A 23472-nucleotide genomic window follows, 5' to 3' on the forward strand; every position below is an offset into this window, starting at 1 on the left:
GCAACTGTGGATCGGGCTGCTCTCTGATGGTTGGTAAGAGTTGTCGCCACAGGCTCACCCTAGACAATCCAGATGGAGAGTGGGACCCGGGGTGCCATATGTCGGCCGAAAATCTCGGATTTGTTACCAATCCCACGGTGACTTGGGCGAAGACCCGCAACTACCCCCATTTATGAAACCCTTTTGGGCCGTAATTCAAGCGTCTTGAGGCAGGAGATCGGGCCGACGACGACGGGTCAGTCCGACGGCCTGCTCCCGTCGCCAGGCGGCAATCCGGGCGTGGTGGCCGCTGAACAGGATCTCGGGAACCTCCAGCCCACGCCACACCGGAGGCTTGGTGTAGACGGGGTATTCCAGCAGATTGTCCTGCCCCTCGGAGTGGGATTCCTCGGTCAATGACTCCGGATTTCCAATCACCCCCGGAATGAGGCGGACAATGGCCTCGACCATTGCCAAGGTGGCCACCTCGCCACCATTGAGCACATAGTCCCCCAGGCTCAGCTCGCGCACCGGCATCCGGGTGGCGGCGTGTTCCATCACCCGCCGGTCGATGCCCTCGTAGCGCCCACAGGCGAAGACCAGGTGCGACGCCTCGCTCAGCTCATAGGCGATCGGCTGGCTGAAGGGCATCCCGGACGGGGTGGGCACCACCAGGGTCGGCGGCTCGGCGAGGCCCTCCAGCAGTGCGTCGAAGCACTCCCCCCAGGGCTCGGGCTTCATCACCATTCCGGCACCGCCTCCGTAGGGGGTGTCGTCGACGGTGTTGTGCCGGTCGTGGGTCCACTGCCGCAGGTCGTGCACGCCCACCTGCAACAGGCCCTTGTCGATGGCCTTGCCCACCAGCGAAAGCTGCAGCGGGGCAAAATAGTCGGGGAAGATCGAGACGACGTCGATCCGCATCACTGCGCCACCTCGGCACCCTCGTCGTCCAGCAACCCCGGCATGTCGGCCAGGTGCACGGTTCCGGCGGCGAGGTCGACGGTGGGCACCAGCTCGCTGACGAAGGGCACCAACCGCTCCCCCGCCTCGGTGTGGATCGCCAGTAGGTCCTGCGCCGGCAGGTGCACCACCTGACTGACCCGGCCGGCCTCGGTCCCGTCGGCGCGCAACGCCATCAGGCCGACGAGCTGGCGGTCGTAGTACTCGTCCTCGTCCTCGGGAAGCTCGGTGGGGTCGACGTCGACCACCAGGACGGTGCCGCGGGCTTCTTCGACGGCCGTGCGGTCATGCAGTTCGACGAAGTGCACCAACAGCCGACCGGAATGCCAGCGCGCCGATTCGACGGTCAGGGTGCGGCGGGTACCCTCCGCCCGCAGCACCTCGCCGGGGGCGAAGCGTCGCTCCGGCTCGTCGGTGCGCACGTCGATCGCCACGTCGCCCCGGATCCCGTGGGCACGGCCGATGCTGCCGACCACCACCTCAACCTGCTCTGCCATCTGTCTGCTTTCCTTGCTGGTGTAAGAAGCCGAACGCCCCGCACCGGATGGTGCGAGGCGCTCGGCGCTGTACTGCTGATGCTTGCTGCGGGCCGGGATTTCAGCGACGGAAGCCGCGGCTGCCGCCACGACGATCCACGTCGACGAAGTCCACCCGCACCTGCTCACGACCGGCCAGGGCAGCGATCACGGTGCGCAGCGCCGAGGCGGTGCGACCCTGACGGCCGATGACCTTGCCGATGTCGGTGGGGTTGACCCTGACCTCGAGCATCCGGCCGCGGCGCAGGTCCTTGTCCTTGACGACGACGTCGTCAGGATTCGTGACGATGCCGCGCACCAGGTGTTCGAGGGCGTCCGCGAGCATGCTCAGGCCTCTTCGGCGGGAGCCTCGTCGGCCTTGGCCTCGTCAGCCTTGGCCTCCTGGGCGGGAGCCTCCTCCTGGGCGGGAGCCTCCTCCTGGGCGGGAGCCTCCTCCTGGGCGGGAGCCTCGGTCTCGGCGGGAGCCTCGGTCTCGTCGGTGGCCTCGTCGGCCTTCGACTTCTTCTTGCTGATGGCCTCGGACTTCGGGGCATCATCAGCCTCGGCCAGCGCAGCGTTGAAGCGGGCCAGCTTGTCGGCCTTCTCCGGCTGCGGATCGACACCCGAGGGGCTCGTGTCGCCGGAGAACTGCTGCCAGTCACCGGTGCGCTTCAGGATCGCGACGACGGCCTCGGTGGGCTGGGCGCCCACGCCGAGCCAGTACTGCACGCGCTCGGAATCGACCTTGATGACCGACGGGTCATTCTTCGGGTGGTACTGGCCGATCTCCTCGATCGCCTTGCCGTCGCGCTTGGCGCGCGAGTCGATGACGACGATGCGGTAGTGCGGCGAGCGAATCTTGCCGAGACGCTTCAGACGAATCTTGGTTGCCACGTGTGTGGTTCTCCTGTTGGGAATGGCCCGGGAACTGCCCCGGTGCCAGGCGGGTGACCCGTCGGATGACATGTGGGGCATGCCTTCGTGGGGTCGGATGAATCCGCGTCGCCGGGGTTAGAGGGCGCCAACGACACAGACGCTCGACACATTCTGCCAGATCGGGGACGTCGGAGCCAGTCGGCAAAGTCGGGGACCGCCCTCGTCGCCCAGCCGACGCCTGCCCGTCCCACCGGGTTGTTCCCCGCTGCCTACTCCAGGCAACCGGCGCAGGTTGGGCGGCCGACCCGCTGGGACCCGGCCGCCGCCAAGGCACGCTTCCAGGCCGGGGTGGTGCGGCTGGTCAGGCTGTGATCAGGCCTGCTTGACGATCCGGCCGCGCAGCACCACCAGCACTGGATGGCGGGTGATCCCGAGGTTGACCCGGGGGTCTTCGGCGAAGACCACCAGGTCTGCCCGGGCGCCCTCTTCCAGACAGGGGCGGCCCAGCCAGTCGCGGGCCCTCCAGGAGGCCGCGCCGAGCGCGAACTCCGGGCCGCCGATCTCGCCCAGCAGCTCGATCTCCTGCCCCAGGATGCCGTGCGGCAGCACGCCCCCGGCGTCGGTGCCGGCGTAGATCGGCACCCCCGCCTCATGAGCCTTGCGCAGGGTGTCCAGCCGTCGGGCGTGCAGATCCCGCATGTGGGCGGCATAGATCGGGAACTTGGCCTCGCCACTGGCGGCGATCTCCGGGAAGGTCTCCAGGTTGACCATGGTGGGCACCAGCGCCACCTGGCGATCGGCCATCTGGTCGATCACGTCCTCGGTCATGCCGGTGCCGTGCTCGATGCCGTCGATCCCGGCCTCGACCAGTTCCGCGACGGATTCCTCACCGAAGCAGTGCGCAGTCACCCGGGCACCCACCTCGTGCGCCCGCTCGATCGCCTCGCGGGCCACCTCCACCGGCCACAACGGCGCCAGGTCACCCTTCTCCCGGTCGATCCAGTCGCCGACCAGCTTCACCCAGCCATCACCACCCCGGGCCTGCTTCTCGACGGTGTCCACCAGGTCTTCCGGCTCCACCTCGTCGGCATAGTTGCGGATGTAACGCTTGGGGCGGGCGATGTGCCGGCCGGCCCGGATCACCTCCGGCAGGTCCTCACGGTCGTCGATCCAGCGGGTGTCCGACGGGCTGCCGGCATCGCGCACCAGCAGGGTGCCGGCATCACGTTCGGTGATGGCCTGCTGTTCGGCCTGATCGGCGGGAATGGCGCCATTGGCGTCCAGCCCGATGTGGCAGTGGGCATCCACCAGCCCGGGCATGATCCAACAGTCGGTGGCCACGGTGATCGCATCCTCGACCCGCTCGAAGGTGACCACCCCGTCGTGCACCCACAGATCCGTCTTCTCCCCCGACGGCAGCAGCACGCCGCTCAGGTGCAACCGCACCTCGGGCCCGTCGGGCACCACCTGCTCCCCGATGTGGGTGTGGGTGTGCCCGTCGTGCGTGTGGGTGTGGATCGGGCTGGGCATGGACGCGTGTTCATGGTGGCCGCTCATGGCCTCATCCTGCACGACCGCGCCGCAATACAGAAGACCCCGCGCACCCTGCGGTACGCGGGACCTGCCCCTCAACAGGCTCGGGGACCGTGTTGCGTCCTGCTGGCCACCAGCCGCCCCATCCCAAGGCCCGTCCCACCCGCCTCGGCAATCAGCCGCGCGGGCCCATGTTCTGCTGGTTGAACATCTTCTGCATCTCGGGCGGCAGCTGGAAGTTCTCCATCGCGGCGGCCATCTCGGCCTCGGTGGGCTGCGCCCCGGCGCCGACGCCGAAGGCCGCACCCGCGTCGACGATGTCTCCGGCGGTGGGCTTGGCCTGGGCCGCCGCGGCGCGCTTGGCGGGGTTGCCGGAGACCTTCTGGCCCTTCTTGGCCTTCTTGCCCTGGCTCTTGGTCTGCTTTCGGCCGCCGCCCATGCCGGGCATGCCACCCTTGCCGCCCATCATCCCGGCCATCGACTGCATCATCTTGCGGGCCTCGACGAAGCGGTTGACCAGGTTGTTCACGTCGCTGACCTGCACGCCCGCGCCCTTGGCGATCCGGGCGCGCCGGGAGCCATTGAGGATGGAGACGTCGTCGCGTTCGGCGGGGGTCATCGAGTAGATGATCGCCTCGATCCGGTCGATCTCCTTCTCGTCGATGTTGGCGATCTGGTCCTTCATCTGACCCATGCCGGGCAGCATCCCGAAGATCTTGCTCATCGGGCCCATCTTGCGCAGCTGCTGCATCTGGGCCAGGAAGTCGCCCAGGCCGAATTCGTTGCCCTTGCCGGACATCAGCTTCTCGGCGGCCTTGCGGCTCTGCTCCTGGTCGAAGTGCTTCTCGGCCTGCTCGATCAGGGTGAGCATGTCGCCCATGTCCAGGATCCGGCTGGCCATCCGGTCTGGGTGGAAGACGTCGAAGTCCTTGAGGCCCTCGCCATTGGAGGCGAACATGATCGGCTTGCCGATCACCCGGGCGATGGACAGCGCCGCACCGCCACGGGCGTCGCCGTCGAGCTTGGTGAGCACGACGCCGTCGAAGCCGACGCCCTCCTCGAAGGCCAGCGCGGTGTTCACCGCGTCCTGGCCGATCATCGCGTCGACGACGAAGAGCGTCTCGTCGGGGGTGACGGCGGCCTTGATGTCGGCGGCCTGCTGCATCAGTTCCGCGTCGATGCCCAGGCGACCGGCGGTGTCGACGATCACCACGTCGTAGAGCTTGCGTTGGGCCTCCAGGATGGAGGCGCGGGCCACCGCGACCGGATCGCCAATGCCGTTGCCGGGCTCGGGGGCGAAGACATGCGCCCCGGCGCGCTGGCCGACGATCTGCAGCTGGTTGACGGCATTGGGTCGCTGCAGGTCGGCGGCGACCAGCAGCGGCGAATGGCCCTCGCCCTTCAGCCACATCGCCAGCTTACCGGCCAGGGTGGTCTTGCCGGCACCCTGCAGACCGGCCAGCATGATCACCGTCGGCGAGGTCTTGGCGTAGCGGATGGTGCGATCCTCGCCACCGAGGATGTTGACCAATTCCTCGTTGACGATCTTGATGATCTGCTGGGTGGGGTTGAGGGCGCCGGAGACCTCCTCGCTGCGGCAGCGGTCCTTGAGGTTGGCGACGAATTCCTTCACCACCGCGAGGTTCACGTCGGCCTCGAGCAGGGCGATCCGGATCTCGCGCGCGGTCGCGTCGATGTCGGCCTCGGTCAGCCTGCCCTTGCCGCGCAGCCCCTTGAAGGTGGTGGCAAGGCGGTCGGAAAGAGTGTCGAACACTGGTTGTCCTTCGCGTCAGCGGGTGCCGCGCCAACCCGTCGGGTGCGCAGCCATCGCACCAACAATACTTGCCGTGGCCTCAGGCATCATCTTCGCCGGAGCCGGCGGGCTCCAGATCCGACGTCGTACCCGGGGCCACCGGCCGCACGGGACGGCTGATCCAGGCCGCCGCGAGCAGCACCGGCAGCCCGACATGACCGGCCGCCACGTAGCGGAAATCGGTGACCGGGGCGGCCACCAGCAGGGTGCCCACCACCAGCAGGTAGGGGGCGAAGGGCAGCACCCAGGACAGCCGTCGCGAGAGCAGGGCCGACAGGGCGGCCAGTGCGCTCAGCCAGAAGACCAGCGGCATGCTGAAGGCCAGGTTCACCAGCGGATAGGCCATCACCCGGTTGATCGTCCGGTTGGTGACACCCCGCGCATCCTCCGCCCCCAGCAGGGGACCCAGCAGATCCTCCCCCTCGATGTGCACCGGCCCGGAACCCTTGGAATTGCCGGCATCGGCCCGGACCAGCAGCCGGCCGGGGTCCAAATATCCCCCGGACAGGCCATACCAGGCACAGGCATAGCTCAGCTTGTTGGCCGGCAGCACCGACTGCCACAGATGCAGGAATTCATCGGGATGGTGGTTGAGCCACTCCGGATTGAAATTGGGGTGGAACTTCACGCTGTCCACGATCGTGGGGCCGAAGGAGGAGCGCAGCTCGTGAACGGGCAACAGATTGGCCATCATCCCCTCCTGCTCGGGAGTGACCTCGCCGAAGACCATCGCCCACGAGACCTGCTGCAGCGGCAGGCCGACGGTTTCGGCATACTGCCCCGGCACCACGCCCGCGGCGCGGTAGCCCGGGCCCTGCACCATGAAGATGGTGGTCAACGCCAGGATCCCGGCCAGCGGAAGCCGCCACCAGCGCCAACCGTCGTGCAGCGGGGTGACCAGCCGGGGCAGCACCGTCAGCACCAGCAGCACCACCAGCACCAGGCTGACGTAGGGGCCGTTGTTGCGCGAGAACGCGATGGCCAGCAGCAGGTAGACCACGCCGACGAGCGGCCAGGGCCGCACCAACCAGGCCAGGCCCCGGTGCGCGGCCTCCACCAACAGCACCGTCAGCAGCGTGGTCCACAGCACGAACAGCGTGTCCTTCTGCATGGTGATCGACCACATCGCGATCTGCGGGGACAGCGCGAACAGCAGCAGGCCCAGGGCCGCGGGCCAGCGTCCCAGCCGGCGCCCCAGCCACACCACCACCACGGCCAGCCCCACGGCCAGCACGACGGCCTGGATCACCGAGAAGATGGCCACGCCGAGCGTCACTCCCCCACCCGCCCAGCGGGAGAAGTGCTGACACTGACGCACCCACAGGTTGAACAGCACCGGGTGGTGGTTGCCCAGGGGGTACTCGCCGGTCGAGAAACGCAGGGAGGTCCACGAATCCCGCACCAGGATGCCGGGGAAGTACATCAACAGGTAGGGGGTCCAGGCGAGCACCATCACCAGCGCGGCGCCCAGCCCGCCCAGCAGCTGCCGACGCATCACTCGGGCCCGGCAGCGCAACGCCCGGCGGGGCTCGGCCAGCAAGGTCAGTGCCAGCGTCGCCAGGCTTGACATCACCGCCAGGTCAACGAGCAGCTCCGGCAACCAGGACCACCCGATCCGTTCGAAGGGCGGATGCACCCCGGGAGTGAAGTGGGCCCCGACCAGCCGGGCCAACGCCATCACCACGGCGCACAGCACCGCCGTCGCCCGGGCCAGCCAGCCGCGTACCTGGGAAGCCAGCAGCGCGCCCAGGGCCAGCACCAGCCAGACCAGCAGCGGGTGCAGCGGGCCGATCACGTCGGAGACCACGCCCGGCCGGGGACGATTGAACAGGTAGTAGAGCAGCGCCACCGGGAGCGCCCCGAGCAGGGCGAAGGCCACCCGACGCAAGGGAAGTGAACTGAGCATCAGGTGGTCGCAATCAGCAGGACGCCCAGCAGGATCAGGCCCACCCCGGCCAGCTTGCGCCAGGTGAGGGACTCACCCAGGAAGACCCGGGCGATCAGCAGGGTCCAGACATAGGTGAGGGCGGTCAACGGCAGCACCACCGACAGCTCGAGGTGACGCAGGACCCAGATGTTGACCAGGGCCGCGGACAGGTAGCCCAGCCCACCGGCGTAGAAATGCCAGTCGGTCAGCAAGTGGGCCACACGCAGGTTGCCGGAGGCGAGTTTCAGCATCAGGCTGGCGACGGCACCCAGCACCGTCATGCCGATCACGGCGAAGCCCAGCAGCATCTCAGCCCTCCGTCCGGGTCTGGCCACGGGCCACCAGAGCGACGCCGACGATCACCGCGACCACGCCCAGCAGCCGCCCGGGTGAGACCTGCTCGTGCAGCCACCACGCGCCCAGCACCAGGCTGAGCGCATAGGACAGCCCCAGGATGGGTTGCAGCACGGACAATTCCCCGTAGCGGTAGGCCACCAGCATCAGCACCGCCCCCACGGCGTACAGCACGAACCCGACCCCGATCTGGGCCAGGTTGCCCGCGGCGCCCAGTTTCCACAGCAATTGCCCGATGCAGGCGAAGACCGACGAGGCGATCATCAGCAGCACCCCCAGCGCCTCGGTGTGAGCTGCCCCGGCGGGCGGTGCCTCGGGCCGTGTCGTGGGCTGCGTCACGACGCGATTCCGGGGGCCGGCGGCATCGCGCTGGGCGGGGGTACCGACCCGGAGGCGGGCACCGAGCTGGGCGGCGGGTCCGCCTCCCGCGGCTGCTCCAGCTGCGCGGTGGCCAACCGGGCCAGGTGCTCGTGGTAGTTGGTGATCACCTCATAGAGCTGGCGGTGCTTCTTCACCTCGACGTCCAGGATCACGCCGACGCTCCAGGACAGGGCGGAGCCGATCGCGAAGGCGGTGGAGACGATCAGCGTCGGGAAACGCGGCACGGTGTGGGTGTCCAGGTATTCCAGGAAGACGGGGAGGAACATGGTCAGCGCCGCGAGCCCGAGCAGCGCCGCGATGGCGCCGAAGAAGGCCAGGGGGCGGTAGTCCTTGAACAACCGGAAGATGGTGCGCAGCACCAAGAGGCCGTCGGAATAGGTGTTCAGCTTGGAGTCCGAGCCCTCCGGGCGGTCGCGGTAGTTGATCGGCACTTCCACCACGCGATAGTTCTTGTCCACGGCGTGGATGGACATCTCGGTCTCGATCTCGAAACCGCGGGAGAGCACCGGGAAACCCTTGACGAAGGAGCGGTTGAACGCCCGGTAGCCGGTCATGATGTCTCGGATGTTGGCCCGGAAGAGCCGGTTGATCAACCCTCGGACCATGCTGTTGCCCAGGCTGTGGAAGGGCCGTTTGTTCTCATCCGCATAGGTGGTGGACAACCGGTCCCCGATCACCATGTCCGCCTGGCCGGTGAGCACCAGCTCGACCATCCGCGGCGCGAATTCGCTGGGGTAGGTGTCGTCGCCGTCGATCATCACGTAGCAGTCCGCGTCGATGTCGCGGAACATGGCGTGGATCACATTGCCCTTGCCCTGCCGGTGCTCGTGCCGAAGGTGCACCTGGGGATCGGCTGCGGCCAGGGCGGCGACGATCTGCGGCGTCCGGTCCGTGGAGTTGTTGTCGTAGACATAGACGTCGGCACCCGGCAGCGCCGCTCGGTAGTCCCGGACCACCTTCTCCACCGTCACTTCCTCATTGAAACAAGGAATGAGCACAGCGGTTCGTGCCATTGCGGTCCCCTTCACGAGCATGACGAGCAGCGGCTCCCCGGGTGGGTGGACGCGCCGGCGTCGTTGTTCAACGCAAGAATGCTACTCGCTCGTCGGTCGCCCGCGGCCGCGCCTCGCGCGTCGCCACGCTCGCAACCGGGCCGACCAGATCCCGGCCCGGTTGCACAGCTGCGGTCACTCCGCCGTCGGATGCCGGTGCCAGTAACCGCCGGGGGCGAACAGAGCGTCGACCACCTGGTGCAGCAGCCCGAGCTCCTGCAGCGTGTCCAGGATGGTGTAACGGCTGCGGATGGTCTGGGCCTGGTAGTAGGTGAGTCGCAGCTTCTGCTGGTCGATCCCGATCATCGACGGGTGGTAGGGGGCCCCCACCTGCTTGAGCATCAGTGCGGCCTCGTCGGCGGTGACCAGCTGCGGAGTGATGCGCTCGATGATCGCCGACCAGTGGGCCTTGACCAGCTCGATCCGCTCGCGAATCTGGTCAGGGGCTACGTACTTGGCGCGGGACTGGCCCAGCGCCGCCTCCCGGATCGCCTCGATCGGCTGCAGCGCGGCCACCCGCTGGTCATTGGCCTGCGGATCCGGCCAGGCCGCCACCGCCGCATCGACGTCGAGCCCGGCGACGTCCAGCGTCAGCACCTGCTCGTACAGGGCGCAGACAGCGACGGTGCCCAGGCCCACCTTGTTTCCGTGGCTGAGCGGGGGTTCCCAGTCGAGCCCGTGGCCCTCCATCTCCCACTGGTGGCTGAAGTTGTGACCGGCGCCGGAGGCCGGTCGCGAGGACTGATGGGCCTGCATCGCCAGGCCGCTCATCAGCAGTCCCTCGGCCAGGGCGTCGATCGCCTCCGGCTCACCCGCGGCACAACCGGTCGGATTGGCCAGCGCGCCGCGCAGATTGCCCTGCACCAGACCCCAGACATAGTCGTCCACGGCCTCGATGCCCAGCTCGTCGGCCAGCAGCCAGTCGGCACCCCCGGGAACCTTCTCGATCAGGTCTCCGAAGCCGGTGGCAGTCAGCCGCTGCGGCGCGGTGCCCATGATGTCCAGATCCGCCACCAGCGCGGCCGGCGCCGGGCAGTTGCGGGTGATCTTGAAGCCGTCGCGGGTGATGGAGGCACCGAAGGCGGCGTAGCCGTCCATGCTGGCGGCGGTGCAGACATTGAGGTAGGGCCGGCCGAGTTCGCCGGAGGCCAGCTTGGTCACGTCATTCAGCGTGCCCGACGCAATGGAGACGGCGACGGCGTCGACGCCGCGCAGCACCTCCCGCAGGGTCTCGACGTTCTCGTAGCCGGCGTAGAGCGTGGGAGTACCGGGGAAGACGTACGGCTCCTCCAGCTCCGCCCCGACCCGGGTCAGGCTCTCCCGGACCTGCTTGCCGGCCACCGCCCAGGTGTTCTCGTCGGCGACCAGGATCGCCCGGGCGGCACCGAAACAGTCCCGGAAGACCTGACCGGTCTGGGCCACGACACCTCGCCCGGTGACGATGCTCTTGGTGTCGGTGGCCGTTTCCAGGGCCTGGCTGATCAACGCTGAAGTCATGGCTCCATCATGCCGCGATCCCCTCCGATTTCACAGAGGTGGTCGCGAATTTCACATCTTTGATGTGAACTGGGGCATGCGGGCGCGGGCGGCGGCTCACTCCCCCATCAGGCCGTTCACGAAGCCCTCGGCCTCAAAGGGCGCCAGGTCGTCGACGCCTTCGCCCAACCCGATCAGCTTCACCGGAACCCCCAGTTCGCGCTGCACCTGCACCACGATGCCGCCCTTGGCGGAGCCGTCCAGCTTGGTCAGCACCAGACCGGTGCAGTCCACCACCTCGCGGAAGATCCTGGCCTGGGTCAGGCCGTTCTGGCCGGTGGTGGCATCCAGCACCAGCAGCACCTCGGTGACCGGGGCGATCTTCTCGATCACTCGCTTCACCTTGCCCAGCTGGTCCATCAGGCCGGTCTTGGTGTGCAGCCGGCCGGCGGTGTCGATCAGCACCACGTCGACGCCGTCGGCGATGCCCTGCTCCACGGCGCGGTAGGCCACCGACGCGGGGTCGGCGCCCTCCTCACCACGCACGGTCTCGACGCCCACCCGGGAGCCCCAGGTGGTCAGCTGTTCGGCAGCGGCGGCCCGGAAGGTGTCGGCGGCACCCAGCAGCACGGTCTTGTTCTCGGCCACCAACACCCGGGCCAACTTCCCGCAGGTGGTGGTCTTGCCGGTGCCGTTGACGCCCACCACCATCACGACGGCGGGCTTGTTGTCGGCGCGGTTGAGGTTCAGCGAACGATCCATGGTCGGATCCACCAGCCTGACCAGTTCGCGTCGCAGGACGGTGGCTGCCCGCGCCGGGTCATTCACACCGTCGATCGCCAGTTCCTTGCGCAGGGTGCCCACCAGTTCGGTGGTGGGGCCAACGCCCAGATCAGAGCTGATCAGCGTCGCCTCGAAGTCATCCCAGGTGTCCTCGTCCAGCCGGTCGCGGGCCAGCAGATCCGCCAGGCCCCGAGCCAGGGCATTGTTGCTGCCGGCCAGCCGTCGACGCAGCCGGGCCAGGCGGGAACCGGCCGCCTCGGGGACCTCGACGCCGGTCTCGGGCTCCACCGGCTCCAGGTCGGTGCCCGTCGGGGGCGTGACCTCGGGAGTCCGCTCGGCCGGGGGCACGGCACGCCGGTTGCCCGTCCAGATGACGACGGTTGCAATGAGCAGGCAGGCGATGACGCCGCCGATGATCCACCAGAAGATTTGGTCCACGTCGGCATCCTAGCCAACCGTGGCGGGACGCCTCAGTGCTTGGGCGAGGCCACCAACTGCTGCGGCAGCAGGTCAACCAGCATCTGTGGAGCCTCACCCTCGCCGTTCATGTGCCTGGCGGTTTCCGCCAGCCCCTCGTGCAGCTTGGGCGCCCGTTCCCGCAGGGCCCCCTTCATGCCGACCACGACGACGGCCACGACGGCCAGGCTGACCAGGAGAATGAGGACCAGGGAGATGAGAAATGCGGTCACGCTACTGCTTTCCAGGGGATCCAACGGGGAGTGTGCCTCAATTCTGCCGCGTAACGGTAACCGGTCAGTCCGGGTCTCGCTGACCACTGGGTGAACACACAGCAAAGACTCAGCCGTTGGGTCAACCGACCCGGCGGATCATTCGTCGTGGTGCAGCCGCTGGCTGATCACCGTGGAGACGCCGTCGCCGCGCATGGTGACGCCGTAGAGCGCATCGGCGATCTCCATGGTGCGCTTCTGGTGGGTGATCACCAGCAGCTGGGAGTTCTCCCGCAGCTGCTCGTAGATACCCAGCAGCCGGCCCAGGTTGGCGTCGTCCAGCGCCGCCTCCACCTCGTCCAGGATGTAGAAGGGGCTGGGGCGGGCGATGAACAGGCTGACCAGGAAGGCCACCGCCACCAGGGAGCGTTCGCCGCCGGAGAGCAGCGAGAGCCGCTTGACCTTCTTGCCTGCCGGGCGTGCCTCCACGTCGACGCCGGTGGTGAGCCACTGGCCGGGTTCGGTGAGCACCAGCCGGCCCTCACCGCCGGGGAAGAGCCGCGGGAAGACCTCGTTGAAGGTGCGCTCGACGTCGGCATAGGCGGCGGCGAAGACCTCCTCCACCCGCTTGTCCACCTCGTCGACGATCTCCAGCAGGTCCTTGCGGGTCTGACGCAGGTCCTCCAGTTGCTCCGCCAGGAAGGCGTGCCGCTCCTGCATCGCGTCGAACTCCTCCAGGGCAAGGGGGTTCACCCGGCCCAGCACCTGCAGGTTGCGCTCGGCAGTACGCAGCCGCTTGGCCTGTTGCTCGCGCACGAAGGGGATCGGATCGGGGGTCTCGTCCTCTTCGGTCAGGGCGCTGCCGTCGGGGCGGGTGAGCACCGGCACGAACAGGTCGGGGCCATACTCCTCCATCAGGATCTTGGCCTCGATGCCCAGCTCGCTCATCGCGCGCTCGGCCAGCGACTCGATCCGCATCCGGACCTCGATCCGGGCCATCTCGTCGCGATGAGCCCCCTCCACCAGCTTCTCCAGCTCCTTGGCCAGATCCCGGGTCTCGCGACGGGCGACGCCCAGGGCGCCCTCTGCGGCAACCCGGGCGGCCTCGGCGTCATTGCGTTCCCTGGTGGCCAGCGCCCGACTGGCATCCACCTGCTGCAGCAGCCAACCGGCGGCGGTGTGCACCGCGGTGGCGGCCTCGGCCTCGCGGCGCAGCTGGGCGGCGCGGGCCGCCGCTTTCTCCCGGGCCTGTCGTTCGGCCAGGGCGGCACGGCGCAGCGAGTCGGCCCGGCCGGCCAGCGCCCGGACGCGTTCCTCGGCGGTGCGCAACGCCAGCCGGGCGTCCATCTCGTCGGTGCGGGCCCGGCGGGCCTCATCGGCGTGCCGGTCACGCTCACTGGAGTCGGGCTCGGCCAGATCACCTTCCGCAGAGGCGTTGGCCAGCCGGGCCTCCAGCTCGGCCAACTGGGCCTCGTCCTTGACCCTGGTGGACTGGGCGGCCGTGATCGACTGCTCCAGCCGATCGGCCTCGGCGCGGGCCGATCGCTCGGCCTGGGCCAGCACGCTCACCTGCCGGGCCAGGTCACCTTGCTGCTTCTCGGATTCCTTGACCGCCGCGCGGGCCGCTTGGCGTTCGGCATTGGCCTTCTCCAGCAGCAGGCTCTCGGCCTTGATCCGGCGCTCCAGATCGGCGATCACCGCCTCGGCATCGTCCAGGTCACTGCGGGCCTTGTCCACCGCGGCCTGGATCTCCAGCAGCGACGAGCTGGAGGCCGAGCCGCCGGTGACCAACCAGGAGGAATAGACGTCACCGTCGCGGGTCACGGCCGCAAGATCCGGATTCTGGGCCACCAGCGCGACGGCCGCGGCGGCATCCTCGGCCAGCGCGACGTGGCCCAGTAGTCGTTCCAGGGCGGCTTGCAGCGGTTCGGCGACGCTGATCACCTCCAGCGCGCCGCGGTGGCCGTCGGGGATCTCGGAGACGCCGGAACGGCTGGCGCCCTCCAGCAGCAGCCCGGCCCGGCCAAGTTCGCCGGTCTTGAGGTGTTCGACGGCGGCGGTGGCGGCCTCCAGGGAGTTGAGCGCGATCGCCTCGGTGGCGCTGCCCAGCGCGGCGGCGACAGCGGTCTCCCAGCCGGCCTCGACGCTGATCAGCTCGGTCAGCTGGCCGAGCACCCCCTCGAGCTGGTCGCGGGCGGCCAGCAGCGCGGCCGGGGCATCGGTGCGGTCCAACCCCATCTCCAGGGCATCGATCCGAGCGGCCAGACCGGCCCGATCCTGCCGGGCCTGTTGTTCGCTGCGGCGCAGCTCCTGGATGGCGGAGCCCAACTCGGAGACCTTCTCGGTGGCGCGCTGCTGGGCGGCCACCAACTCGTCGCCGCCGCCCTGGTGCTCGTCGGCGCGTCGCTGTGCGGTGGCCAGCTCGGCAGCAGCCTGGTCGGCGCGAGCCAGTGCCTCATCACGTTGGGTGGCCAGCCGTTCGGCCTGTTCGCTGGCGGCACCCAGCCGGGACTTCAGCGAGTTCACCTGCCCGGTCAGCCGGGCCAGTCCCTCACGTCGGTCAGCGATGGCGCGCAGGGCCGCGGCGTGTGCCTGGTCGGCCTCGGCGTGGGCCTTCTCCGCCGCGGTGCGCCGCAGCTGGGCGTCGGCCAGTTTCGCGGCCAGAGCATCCACCTCGGCACGCAGTTCGTTCTCCTGGTCACGGGCGTCGGTGGCCTCGCGTTCCAGCTGTTCCGGATCCCGCCCGGGACGGCCCAGCTCGGGTTGGGCGTCGGCATGCCGCATCCGCTCGGCGGCGATCTGCTGGGTGGTGGTGACCCGTTCACGCAGCGCCGCCAGCCCGTACCAGGTGTCCTGCGCCCGGCTGAGCCGTGGCTGGGCCTCGGCCACCACCAGTTCGGCGGCCAACTCGTTCTCCCGGGCGGCCTCCAGCCGGGCCTCGGCCTTCTGCCGGGCCTCGTTGAGCGCCTTCTCGTCGGCCAGGTCGGTCTCCAAAGCCAGGGTGGCCTGGGTCAGGTCGTCGGCCAGCAGCCGCGCCTTGGCGTCGCGCAGTTCGGCCTGGATCAGGGCGGCCTTGCGAGCCACCTCGGCCTGGCGTCCCAGCGGCTTGAGCTGGCGCCGGATCTCCGCCACCAGGTCATTGACCCGGTCCAGGTTGCCCTGCATCGATTCCAGCTTGCGCAGCGCCTTCTCCTTGCGCTTGCGGTGCTTGAGGACGCCGGCCGCCTCCTCGATGAAGCCGCGACGGATCTCCGGGGTGGCCTGCAGGATGGTGTCCAGCTGCCCCTGCCCGACGATGACGTGCATCTCCCGGCCGATGCCGGAATCACTCAGCAGTTCCTGCACATCCAGCAGCCGGGCGTGCTGGCCGTTGATGGCGTACTCGCTGCCGCCATTGCGGAACATGGTGCGGCTGATGGTGACTTCCGTGTACTCGATCGGCAGGGCGCCGTCGGTGTTGTCGATGGTGAGCACCACCTCGGCCCGGCCCAGAGGAGATCGACCGGATGTGCCGGCAAAGATGACGTCCTCCATCTTGCCGCCGCGCAGGCTCTTGGCCCCCTGCTCGCCCATCACCCAGCTCAGGGCGTCCACCACATTGGACTTGCCCGAGCCGTTGGGCCCCACGACGCAGGTGATACCGGGCTCGAAGTTCAGCGTCGTCGCGGACGCGAAGGACTTGAAGCCACGCAGCGTGAGGCTCTTGAGGTACACCCGCTCACTCCGTCTCGGCAGCGTCGAACACCCGGTCAGCCTCCAGGACCTCGGGCGCGACGACGGGTGCCACGAGCGGGATCTCGTCCAGGTGTCCGGTACGCACGGCGCGGAAGGTCCACAGCTTGTTCACGATGAAGTTGATCGGCATGGTCAGGGCGATCTGGATCAACTGCGCGTAGTACACCTTCTTTCGCAGGCCGCTCGAATCGTCCATCCATCCGAAGAAGCGCTCCAGGTAGAAGGCGGACTCAGGCTTGAGCAGGGCGGTCTGGATCAGCATGCCCACCAACAGCGCCACGGCGCCGATGCCCATGAAGTTGCCGAGCCCCTTCCACCAGGCCGCGGCACCCTGCTTGCGCGCCTTGAAGGTGACACGGCGGTTGAGTTCATAGTTCCAGGTGTTGGCCACCATGAAGGCAATGACATTCATGACGTGGTACCAACGCACGTTGAAGGCTGTCAGGGGCAGGTCTAAAGCGACCCTCTGGTAGTGCGGCAGGACCCAGTTGAGCACCACCATCACGGCCAGATTGACCACGATGCCCGAGCCGCCAACCATGCCGAAGACAAAGAATTGACGCAGGTTGCGCTTGTTTCGCTGCGTGCGGGTCTCGGGAACTTGGCTCACAGTCAGCAGAGTCTACCGGCCGCCCGTGCCGCTCCCCCGGCGCCGCGCCCCGCGCCAATTCCATCCGTTCGGGCTAGCAGCCGAATGCCGTGGCCATGAGTTCACATTCGGCGGCCCGGATCCCATGCCCACGAGCAATCGTCCTCCAGTGCGCAACGGCCCCGCGCACCTCGCCAAGAATCCGGGCAGCGGCATCCCGGTCGAGCCCGAACTGCGGTGCACTGACCATCAGAGCCTCCAAACCGGGCTCGCGAGCAGCCTCGCCGAGGATCGTGGTGGCGTGCTGCCCCGGTTCGGGGTTGGGGTTGAGGTCGAAGGCCGGCGAGAGCCGCCAGCCGGTGGCGGTACGCAGCACGCCGTGATTGCGCAGGTGGTCGTCGGTGTTGTTGATCAGCAGTCCAAAGGCAATTCGACGCCAGAGTTGCGCCAGATCCGCCGATGCCGCTGCGCTGTTCAACGCCAGTTCCTCGGCGATCTCCAGGTAGTCTCGTTCGTCCCCATCGTCGGCGCCCAGTAGCGTCATCGCGCTGAGGTAGCCGACGCGTTTCCCCTTGCTGCGATCGAATCGACGCGACAGGAGAACCGAGCGCCCTTCGACGCGGGTGAGGCGATGCGCGGGCACGTCCACACCGGCTCGCTCCGCCAGATCCAGCGCGGTCGTCTCCCACGCCATCACATCCCAGCTGTCACCGGGATGCGGGAACTTGGCGATGTGCAGCACGTCTCCGTCGGCGACAGAAGCCTTCGGCCGGGCTCCCCCCAGGCTGGCAGTCCCCGCGTCCAGCAGCACCTTGATCTCGGCTGCATCATCCTCGTCGCCGGCAACCTTCTCGGCGGCTCGCAGCAGCCTGGGTAGGGCGATGGTCTTGGGCACGTCCACATGTGTAGCCAGGAATGGCCCGTCGGCCCGGCTGAAACGCAGCGCCCCCTGTCTGGTGGCGTCGCTGACCCCCAGGAGATAGTCGAGGTCCGTGATCCCCCGCGCACCCAGTTCTCCGGTGGCCCGCAGCCGTTTGCGGATCAAGTTGCGCCCCCAGCGGTCCGGGGCGGTGTCCGCGACGCAATGGGGCAGCCCGGCTGAGGGATGCGGGCCCGCGACGAGCGGGAATGCCGGTTCGATCGGGTAGGCACGCGGATCGACGAGGTATGCGGGGCTGTAGACGAAGGTGGTGGTCACCGTCCGCCCCAGCTGGACATACAAGGTCCCCGCCTCCACCGAGTGCCCGTCGAGGTCGACGTGGACCCGGGTCGCAGTGCTCATCGGCGGACCCGTTTGGGCAGCGCCTGGTCTGAACGGGCACGCCCCAGATCGGTCTCGAAGGGATCGAAGGCGGTCACGATCTGGTCCCGTATCCCCAGAGCTGCCGCAACATTCAGGACGGTGTCGAAGCCGACCTTGACGTCGCCATTCTCCAGCCGACTGAGCGTACTGCGAGAGATCGCGGCACGATCGGCGACCACAGCGGCGGGCAGGTTCAACAACTTGCGCCAGGTGGCGAGGTGGGCGCCAATGGACTGCCCCGCACGGATCGTGCCGAACGGTGTGGGTCGGGTTGCCATGCCACCACCATAAGACAACATCGCATGAATACGACATTTTTTGATATTAGATCTTTCTTGAGCGATCTACACTCCTAGCCCACCGAGGCACCGAGCTGGTTCCCAGCTTCCAGTTGTGGCAGGGCCAGCGGAAGCCCCTCAGCGCAGCCGCTGGCACTTGGGGCAGTAGAAGGAACGGCAAGTCTGCCCACACCAAAACAATTCGTATTACACTCAACCCATGGAGACCATCAACGGCGAGCCCGTCACCCCGGAGATGATCCAGGCCTGGGCCGATGAGGCCGAGCGTGGGTACGACATCGAGAAAGTGCGCAAGCGCGGCCGCAAGCCCAACGGTGACGGCCCCGCCCGCGTCGTCCCCGTCCGACTGGATGACACTCTGCTCGCCGCAATCGACGATCGCGCCGAGCGGGAGGGCACCAACCGCTCCTCCGTCATCCGCGAGATCCTCCGCGCCCACGTGGCATGAAGGTCAATCCCCTCGACGTTGAAGCACGGCATCAGCGAAGACGGCATTCTTCGCGCAGGGAGCATCGCGCTTACGAAAGCGAGCCCGACGACGCGATGCCCGCCAAGCAGTTCATCATGGGCTGGGATACCAACGGACGGCTTCTGGAGCTTGCCATCACACCTTCGACAGTGGGAACCAAGTGATCATCCATGCCATGAAGGCTCGAAAGTCCTTCCGCTCGCTTCTGGGCTGAACCAAGAAGCTGTCAGCGCAGCCGTTGGCACTTGGGGCAGCGGAAGGAACTGCGGTTCATGAAGCGCTCTCGCACGATCAGCTGCCCACACCTGGGACAGGGCAGGTCGGCCTGGCCGTAGGCATTCAGCGACCGGTCGAAGTAGCCGGATTCGCCGTTGACGTGCACATAGAGCGAGTCGAAGCTGGTGCCGCCCTGTTCCAGCGCCTCGCGCATCACCTGCTGCGCCGCCTCCAGCACCGCGCGCGCCTGGGTCTTGGTGAGCTTCTCGGTGGGCGTCTCAGGGTGCACCTTCGCCTGCCAGAGTGCCTCGTCGGCGTAGATGTTGCCGATGCCGCTGACCAGCTTCTGGTCCAGCAGCGCCCGCTTCACGGTGGTCCGTCGGGCGCGCATCCGCTCGGCGACGGCGGGCAGGTCGAAGGCGTCGTCAAAGGGGTCCAGCGCGATGTGCCCGATCTCCATCGGCAACATGGCGCCGCCAAAGCTGACCGACAGGCCACCGAACATCCGCTGGTCGACGAAGCGCAGCTCACGCTCCACGTCGCCCAGACCGGTCAGGGTGAAGACCACCCGGGTGTGTGGCAGCAGCACGTCGCCGGGACGGTTGATCCGGAACTGGCCGCTCATTCCCAGATGGGCCAGCAGCGCGTCCTCGTCCTGGAAGGGGAACCACAGGTACTTGCCGCGCCGACGTGGGATGTCGAAAATTCTGCCCAGCAGGCACTGCTCGAAGTCGGCCGCGCCCAGGGCGTGCCCCCGGACGGGCCGGGGGTGCAGCACCTGCACCCGGTCAATCCGGCTGCGAGCCAACATCGGCCCAAGGCCGGCACGAACGGTTTCGACCTCGGGCAACTCGGGCATGGCGTCGCTTTCTTGCGGCTGGGGTGAGTCAGGCTGGGTACGTCAGGAACGCGCGGGTGGTGACTGCTCTGCGGCGTCGTCCACGGGGACGACGTCCTCACGGGCCGCCGCCTCGGCAGCCTGCGCCGCCTGGATCGCCGCAAAGGCCTTGCCAGCGGCTTCCTGCTCGGCCTGCTTCTTGTTGCGGCCCTCACCGGTACCGTACTCGACGCCGTTCACCACGGCGCGCGCCGTGAAGTGCTTGTCGTGGTCCGGGCCGAAATCCTCGATCCGATAGCTCGGCATGGCATAGCCGGCATTGGCGCAGACCTCCTGCAGGGAGGTCTTCCAGTCCAGCCCGGCACCCAGGTGATCGGCCTCGTCCACCAGCGGATCAAACAGGTGGTGCACGAAGCGCTCCGCCATGCCCATCCCGCCGGTCAGGAAGATGGCGCCGATCAACGCCTCCGTCGTGTCGGCCAGGATCGACGTCTTGTCGTGCCCACCAGTGGTGATCTCGCCGCGGCCCAGCTTGACCAGCGGGCCGATCTCCAGCCCACGGGCCACCTCGGCCAGCGTCACCGCATTGACCACGGCGGCGCGCAGCTTGGCCAGCCGCCCCTCCGGATAGTCCGGGAAGGTGCCGTAGAGGTGTTCGGTGACGACGATCCCCAGCACCGCGTCGCCCAGGAATTCCAGGCGTTCGTTGGTGGGGATGCCGCCGTTCTCGTAGGCGAACGAGCGATGCGTCAGCGCAAGCTCGAAGAGCTGGGCGTCCAAGGGGACACCCAGCTCGTCAAGAAGCTGCTGGAAACGGCTCGGTTGAGCCGCCATGTCAGGCGTCGAGAACCTGGCGACGCGCGTTGCGGGGGCCGTACTGGCCGCACGCGGGGCACGCGGTGTGCTGCAGGTGGGCCTCACGGCACGCCGGGTTCACGCAGGTGACCAGGTTCACGGCAGTCGCCTTCCACTGCGCGCGACGGCTGCGGGTGTTGCTCCGGGACATCTTCCGCTTCGGGACTGCCACGATCTTCTCCTTGAGCTATCCGTCTTCCCCGGGTGGGGCGACGGGATCAGTTGTCTTCGTCGGTGCCGTGCACGTCCAGCTCGGAGAGCTTGCCCCAGCGGGGGTCGATCTCCTCACCGTGGCTGTGGTCCGGATCATCGTTCAGGACGAAGCCGCATTCCGGGCAGAGTCCCAAACAATCATCCCGACACAGGGGCGTGAAGGGCAGTTCCAGCACCACGGCGTCACGCAGCGCGGGGTCGAGGTCGATCATCTCGTCCTCGATCCGGCTGGCGTCCTCCTCCGCATCCTTCTCCGGGTAGAAGTACAGCTCCTGCAGGTCGTAGGTCTCCTCGGTGGAGAAGTCGACCAGGCAGCGTGCACATTCGCCCTTGAGGGTGGCGTCGGCGGTGCCGGTGACCAGAACGCCCTCCACCACGCTCTCGAGCCGAAGATCGAGGGTGATGTCGGAGCCCTGGGGCACTGCGATCATGTCGATGCCCAGATCCGCGGGCGCCTCGGCAACCCGATGGATCTCCTTCATCGTTCCAGCCCGACGCGCCAGCTCGTGGATCTCGAGGACGAGAGACGAGCGATGGTCGAGGTGGTGATGCGAGTTCATCACGAGTTCCCTTCAACGCACAGCAGACATGACAGCGTCATGACCGAGGGCCAACTCTATCCGAGATCATCGCCGGGACAAAAACGTGATGGGATGGGCCGGTGAATCGCTACCGTACCGTCGCCCGCGACGCGAGCGCCCGGATCGAGGTCAAGCGCTCGGTCTTCCTGTGTGACGTCGCCAGGATCACCGACGAGGCCGAGGCCCGCGCCGTGGTGGAACGGGCCCGGACGAGCCATCGCGATGCCCGCCACCACTGCTCCGCCTTCATCTGGACCCCGACCGCTTCCATGTCCCGCTCCTCCGACGACGGGGAGCCCTCCGGCACGGCCGGGGCTCCGATGTTGGAGGTGCTGCGCGGGGCCGGGCTGACCGAGGTGGTCGCCGTGGTGACCCGCTGGTTCGGCGGCACCCTGCTGGGTGCGGGCGGTCTGGTGCGGGCCTATTCCGACGCCGTCGCCGAGGGCCTGGCCGCCGCCGGGGTGCTGGAACGCGAGCTGGTGACCGAGGTGGAGGTCGGCCTGGACCACGCCCTGGCCGCCCGCGCCGAATCCGAGCTGCGGGCCAAGGGCTTTGCCGTGCTGGACGTGGACTACGCCCAGCGGGTGACGCTCCGGCTGGGGGTTCCCGAGGCCCGGTGGGAGCTGCTGGAGGCCAGCCTCGCCGAACTCACCCATGGCAGCGTCGCCCCCGAACGAGTGGGCGAACGCTGGGTGGATCTGGCCTGACGCTCGCCCCGATCACCGAGATCGTCCAGACCCCTACCCAAAATGGCAGCCAGGCGGACACAGAAATCAAATGGCACGTTCCAAACCGCATTTTGTTGCCAACTTGAGCAGGCCTGACGGGCAGAGGGCGCCCCATCAGCCCCGCTGGCGCTCGCCAACCTTGCGCTGAATGGCCTGGGCCACATTCGCGGTGACGAATTCGCTCACGTCGCCGCCGTAGCTGGCGATCTCCCGCATCATCGTCGACGAGATGGTGGCATAGGGCCCACCCGCCGGCAGGAAGACAGTCTCGATCCCGGAGACGTGGGTGTTGATGTGGGCCATCTGCAGCTCGTAGTCGAAGTCGCTGGCGAAACGCAGGCCCTTCACGATCACGCTACAGCCCTCGGTCTTGGCGTAGTCCACCAGCAGGCCCTCGATCAGCCCCACCTGTACCCCGGGGATGTGTGCGGTGGCCTCGCGCACCAGAGCCACCCGTTCGTCCTGGTCAAACATGTGGCTGGCCTTCTGCGAGTTCTTGCCCACCGCCACCAGGACCTCGTCGAAGACCTTGTGGGCGCGTTCGATCACGTCCAGGTGGCCCTTGGTGATCGGGTCGAAGGAGCCGGGGACGATCGCCTTGACGTGCCGGCCGCTGCTTTCACTGCTCATCGGGAGCCTCTCGCTGACAGAAGTGCAGGACGGTTTCACCGTAGCCGCGGCTCCAGTGTTCCGTGCCGTTCGGGAAGACCGGATCGCCGCTGCGGGCGCTGCGCTCCAGCACGATCAGCCCGTTGTGCACCAGCCGTGGCAGCGCCAACTCCAGTGTGTGGCCGATCTGCTCATTGGTGAAGGGGTAGGGCGGATCCAGCCAGATCACGTCGAAGAGCTGGCCCTCGCGGGGCAGGAAGGCGTCGACGCCTGCCCCCACCACCTCCACCGGCAGTTTGGTCTTGGCGGCATTGGCCTTGATCAGCCGGGCGGTGGGCTGGTCGTGCTCGACGAGTACCACCGGCCCCGCGCCCCGGCTGGCGGCCTCCAGCCCCACCCCGCCGGATCCGGCGTAGAGGTCGCAGAAGGCGATCCCCGCCAGTTGGCCGTCGGCGCCCGCGTCGGAGCCGCCATTCCAGGTGGCCAAGGTGCTGAACAGGGCCTCCCGAACCCGGTCGGTGGTGGGGCGGGTCTTCTCCCCCGGCGGGGTCTGCAGCCGCATGCCGCCGGCGCTGCCGGCAATGATCCTGCTCATGTCGCCCCACCCTAGCGGGGCCACCCGCGCCGCGGCGGGTGCCAGGCCCGCCCGGTCTGCGCCACAAACTGCATTCTGAATGCCACCCAGTGCCTCCAGGGCATCGGGTCCGAATCAGGATGTGG

Annotated in this window: 26 protein-coding genes; 3 read left to right on the forward strand and 23 right to left on the reverse strand. The window is 68.1% G+C overall.

The genetic code is table 11. From position 1 onward, the window contains the following. Positions 1 to 195: 195 nt before the first annotated feature. From trmD to AAEX57_RS03420, 17 genes are all read right to left on the reverse strand, one after another. Positions 196 to 900, reverse strand: a complete 705-nt coding sequence (gene trmD / locus AAEX57_RS03340) for a tRNA (guanosine(37)-N1)-methyltransferase TrmD (RefSeq protein WP_342091171.1) — start codon at positions 898 to 900, stop codon at positions 196 to 198. Continuing rightward, a complete protein-coding gene (gene rimM, locus AAEX57_RS03345; RefSeq protein WP_342091170.1) occupies positions 900 to 1436 on the reverse strand; it encodes a ribosome maturation factor RimM in 537 nt (178 codons plus the stop codon). The genes trmD and rimM overlap by 1 nt, the downstream gene beginning before the upstream one ends. A 100-nt stretch (positions 1437 to 1536) precedes the next feature. Continuing rightward, positions 1537 to 1800 (reverse strand): RNA-binding protein, encoded by a 264-nt coding sequence (locus AAEX57_RS03350; protein ID WP_342091169.1) that lies wholly within the window; start codon positions 1798 to 1800, stop codon positions 1537 to 1539. Positions 1801 to 1802: 2 nt separating this feature from the next. Beyond that, a complete protein-coding gene (rpsP, locus tag AAEX57_RS03355; RefSeq protein ID WP_342091168.1) occupies positions 1803 to 2348 on the reverse strand; it encodes a 30S ribosomal protein S16 in 546 nt (181 codons plus the stop codon). Positions 2349 to 2702: 354 nt separating this feature from the next. Continuing rightward, a complete protein-coding gene (locus tag AAEX57_RS03360) occupies positions 2703 to 3887 on the reverse strand; it encodes an amidohydrolase family protein (protein ID WP_342091167.1) in 1185 nt (394 codons plus the stop codon). Positions 3888 to 4038: 151 nt separating this feature from the next. After that, positions 4039 to 5637, reverse strand: coding sequence for a signal recognition particle protein (gene ffh / locus AAEX57_RS03365; protein ID WP_342091166.1), 1599 nt, complete (start codon positions 5635 to 5637; stop codon positions 4039 to 4041). 79 nt (positions 5638 to 5716) lie between these two features. Next, positions 5717 to 7582 carry a DUF6020 family protein gene (locus AAEX57_RS03370; protein WP_342091165.1) on the reverse strand — a complete coding sequence of 622 codons (1866 nt, stop codon included), beginning with the start codon at positions 7580 to 7582 and terminating at the stop codon, positions 5717 to 5719. Beyond that, the gene (locus AAEX57_RS03375; RefSeq protein WP_342091164.1) at positions 7582 to 7911 is read right to left on the reverse strand and encodes an EamA family transporter; all 330 of its coding nucleotides are present in this window, start codon (positions 7909 to 7911) and stop codon (positions 7582 to 7584) included. The genes AAEX57_RS03370 and AAEX57_RS03375 overlap by 1 nt, the downstream gene beginning before the upstream one ends. A gap of 1 nt (position 7912) precedes the next feature. Then, positions 7913 to 8296 carry an EamA family transporter gene (locus tag AAEX57_RS03380; RefSeq protein WP_342091163.1) on the reverse strand — a complete coding sequence of 128 codons (384 nt, stop codon included), beginning with the start codon at positions 8294 to 8296 and terminating at the stop codon, positions 7913 to 7915. Next, entirely contained in the window at positions 8293 to 9351 is a 1059-nt protein-coding gene (locus AAEX57_RS03385) for a glycosyltransferase family 2 protein (protein ID WP_342091162.1), read from the reverse strand. The genes AAEX57_RS03380 and AAEX57_RS03385 overlap by 4 nt, the downstream gene beginning before the upstream one ends. Positions 9352 to 9525: 174 nt before the next feature. Next, the gene (locus AAEX57_RS03390; RefSeq protein WP_342091161.1) at positions 9526 to 10887 is read right to left on the reverse strand and encodes a sn-glycerol-1-phosphate dehydrogenase; all 1362 of its coding nucleotides are present in this window, start codon (positions 10885 to 10887) and stop codon (positions 9526 to 9528) included. A 96-nt stretch (positions 10888 to 10983) separates the two neighbouring features. Continuing rightward, positions 10984 to 12087, reverse strand: a complete 1104-nt coding sequence (gene ftsY / locus AAEX57_RS03395) for a signal recognition particle-docking protein FtsY (RefSeq protein ID WP_446721080.1) — start codon at positions 12085 to 12087, stop codon at positions 10984 to 10986. A 32-nt stretch (positions 12088 to 12119) separates the two neighbouring features. Next, entirely contained in the window at positions 12120 to 12338 is a 219-nt protein-coding gene (locus tag AAEX57_RS03400) for a hypothetical protein (protein WP_342091160.1), read from the reverse strand. 138 nt (positions 12339 to 12476) lie between these two features. Beyond that, complete coding sequence (smc, locus tag AAEX57_RS03405; RefSeq protein WP_342091159.1) at positions 12477 to 16031, reverse strand: chromosome segregation protein SMC; 3555 nt, start codon at positions 16029 to 16031, stop codon at positions 12477 to 12479. A 4-nt stretch (positions 16032 to 16035) separates the two neighbouring features. Continuing rightward, positions 16036 to 16662, reverse strand: coding sequence for a GtrA family protein (locus AAEX57_RS03410; RefSeq protein ID WP_342091158.1), 627 nt, complete (start codon positions 16660 to 16662; stop codon positions 16036 to 16038). 73 nt (positions 16663 to 16735) lie between these two features. Further along, positions 16736 to 17923 (reverse strand): type II toxin-antitoxin system HipA family toxin, encoded by a 1188-nt coding sequence (locus tag AAEX57_RS03415; protein ID WP_342091157.1) that lies wholly within the window; start codon positions 17921 to 17923, stop codon positions 16736 to 16738. Continuing rightward, positions 17920 to 18222: a helix-turn-helix domain-containing protein gene (locus AAEX57_RS03420; protein ID WP_342091156.1), complete on the reverse strand. Its 303-nt coding sequence runs from the start codon at positions 18220 to 18222 to the stop codon at positions 17920 to 17922. Before AAEX57_RS03420 ends, AAEX57_RS03415 begins: the two co-directional genes overlap by 4 nt. A 220-nt stretch (positions 18223 to 18442) precedes the next feature. Between AAEX57_RS03420 and AAEX57_RS03425 the strand changes: the two genes are divergently transcribed. Both AAEX57_RS03425 and AAEX57_RS03430 read left to right on the forward strand, forming a co-directional pair. Beyond that, positions 18443 to 18691: a CopG family ribbon-helix-helix protein gene (locus tag AAEX57_RS03425; RefSeq protein WP_342091155.1), complete on the forward strand. Its 249-nt coding sequence runs from the start codon at positions 18443 to 18445 to the stop codon at positions 18689 to 18691. Then, entirely contained in the window at positions 18688 to 18876 is a 189-nt protein-coding gene (locus tag AAEX57_RS03430) for a hypothetical protein (protein ID WP_342091154.1), read from the forward strand. The genes AAEX57_RS03425 and AAEX57_RS03430 overlap by 4 nt, the downstream gene beginning before the upstream one ends. A gap of 62 nt (positions 18877 to 18938) precedes the next feature. Here AAEX57_RS03430 and mutM read toward each other — a convergent pair whose 3' ends face one another. From mutM to AAEX57_RS03450, 4 genes are read right to left on the reverse strand one after another with little or no spacing between them, the layout of a single operon-like run. Beyond that, complete coding sequence (gene mutM, locus AAEX57_RS03435; RefSeq protein WP_342091153.1) at positions 18939 to 19787, reverse strand: bifunctional DNA-formamidopyrimidine glycosylase/DNA-(apurinic or apyrimidinic site) lyase; 849 nt, start codon at positions 19785 to 19787, stop codon at positions 18939 to 18941. 42 nt (positions 19788 to 19829) lie between these two features. Beyond that, positions 19830 to 20600 carry a ribonuclease III gene (gene rnc / locus AAEX57_RS03440; protein WP_342091152.1) on the reverse strand — a complete coding sequence of 257 codons (771 nt, stop codon included), beginning with the start codon at positions 20598 to 20600 and terminating at the stop codon, positions 19830 to 19832. A gap of 1 nt (position 20601) precedes the next feature. Continuing rightward, on the reverse strand, positions 20602 to 20793 hold the full coding sequence (rpmF, locus tag AAEX57_RS03445) for a 50S ribosomal protein L32 (RefSeq protein WP_342091151.1): 192 nt from the start codon (positions 20791 to 20793) through the stop codon (positions 20602 to 20604). A 46-nt stretch (positions 20794 to 20839) separates the two neighbouring features. Then, the gene (locus AAEX57_RS03450) at positions 20840 to 21394 is read right to left on the reverse strand and encodes a YceD family protein (RefSeq protein ID WP_342091150.1); all 555 of its coding nucleotides are present in this window, start codon (positions 21392 to 21394) and stop codon (positions 20840 to 20842) included. Between the two features lie 101 nt (positions 21395 to 21495). On the opposite strand from AAEX57_RS03450, the gene AAEX57_RS03455 reads away from it, so the two are divergent. After that, entirely contained in the window at positions 21496 to 22122 is a 627-nt protein-coding gene (locus AAEX57_RS03455; RefSeq protein WP_342091149.1) for an IMPACT family protein, read from the forward strand. Positions 22123 to 22257: 135 nt separating this feature from the next. Here AAEX57_RS03455 and coaD read toward each other — a convergent pair whose 3' ends face one another. Continuing rightward, on the reverse strand, positions 22258 to 22773 hold the full coding sequence (coaD, locus tag AAEX57_RS03460; RefSeq protein WP_342091148.1) for a pantetheine-phosphate adenylyltransferase: 516 nt from the start codon (positions 22771 to 22773) through the stop codon (positions 22258 to 22260). Next, the gene (locus tag AAEX57_RS03465; RefSeq protein WP_342091147.1) at positions 22763 to 23347 is read right to left on the reverse strand and encodes an RsmD family RNA methyltransferase; all 585 of its coding nucleotides are present in this window, start codon (positions 23345 to 23347) and stop codon (positions 22763 to 22765) included. Before AAEX57_RS03465 ends, coaD begins: the two co-directional genes overlap by 11 nt. Positions 23348 to 23472: the final 125 nt, after the last annotated feature.

It is taken from the genome of Luteococcus sp. H91 (genome assembly GCF_038433135.1).
GTDB lineage: Bacteria > Actinomycetota > Actinomycetes > Propionibacteriales > Propionibacteriaceae > Luteococcus.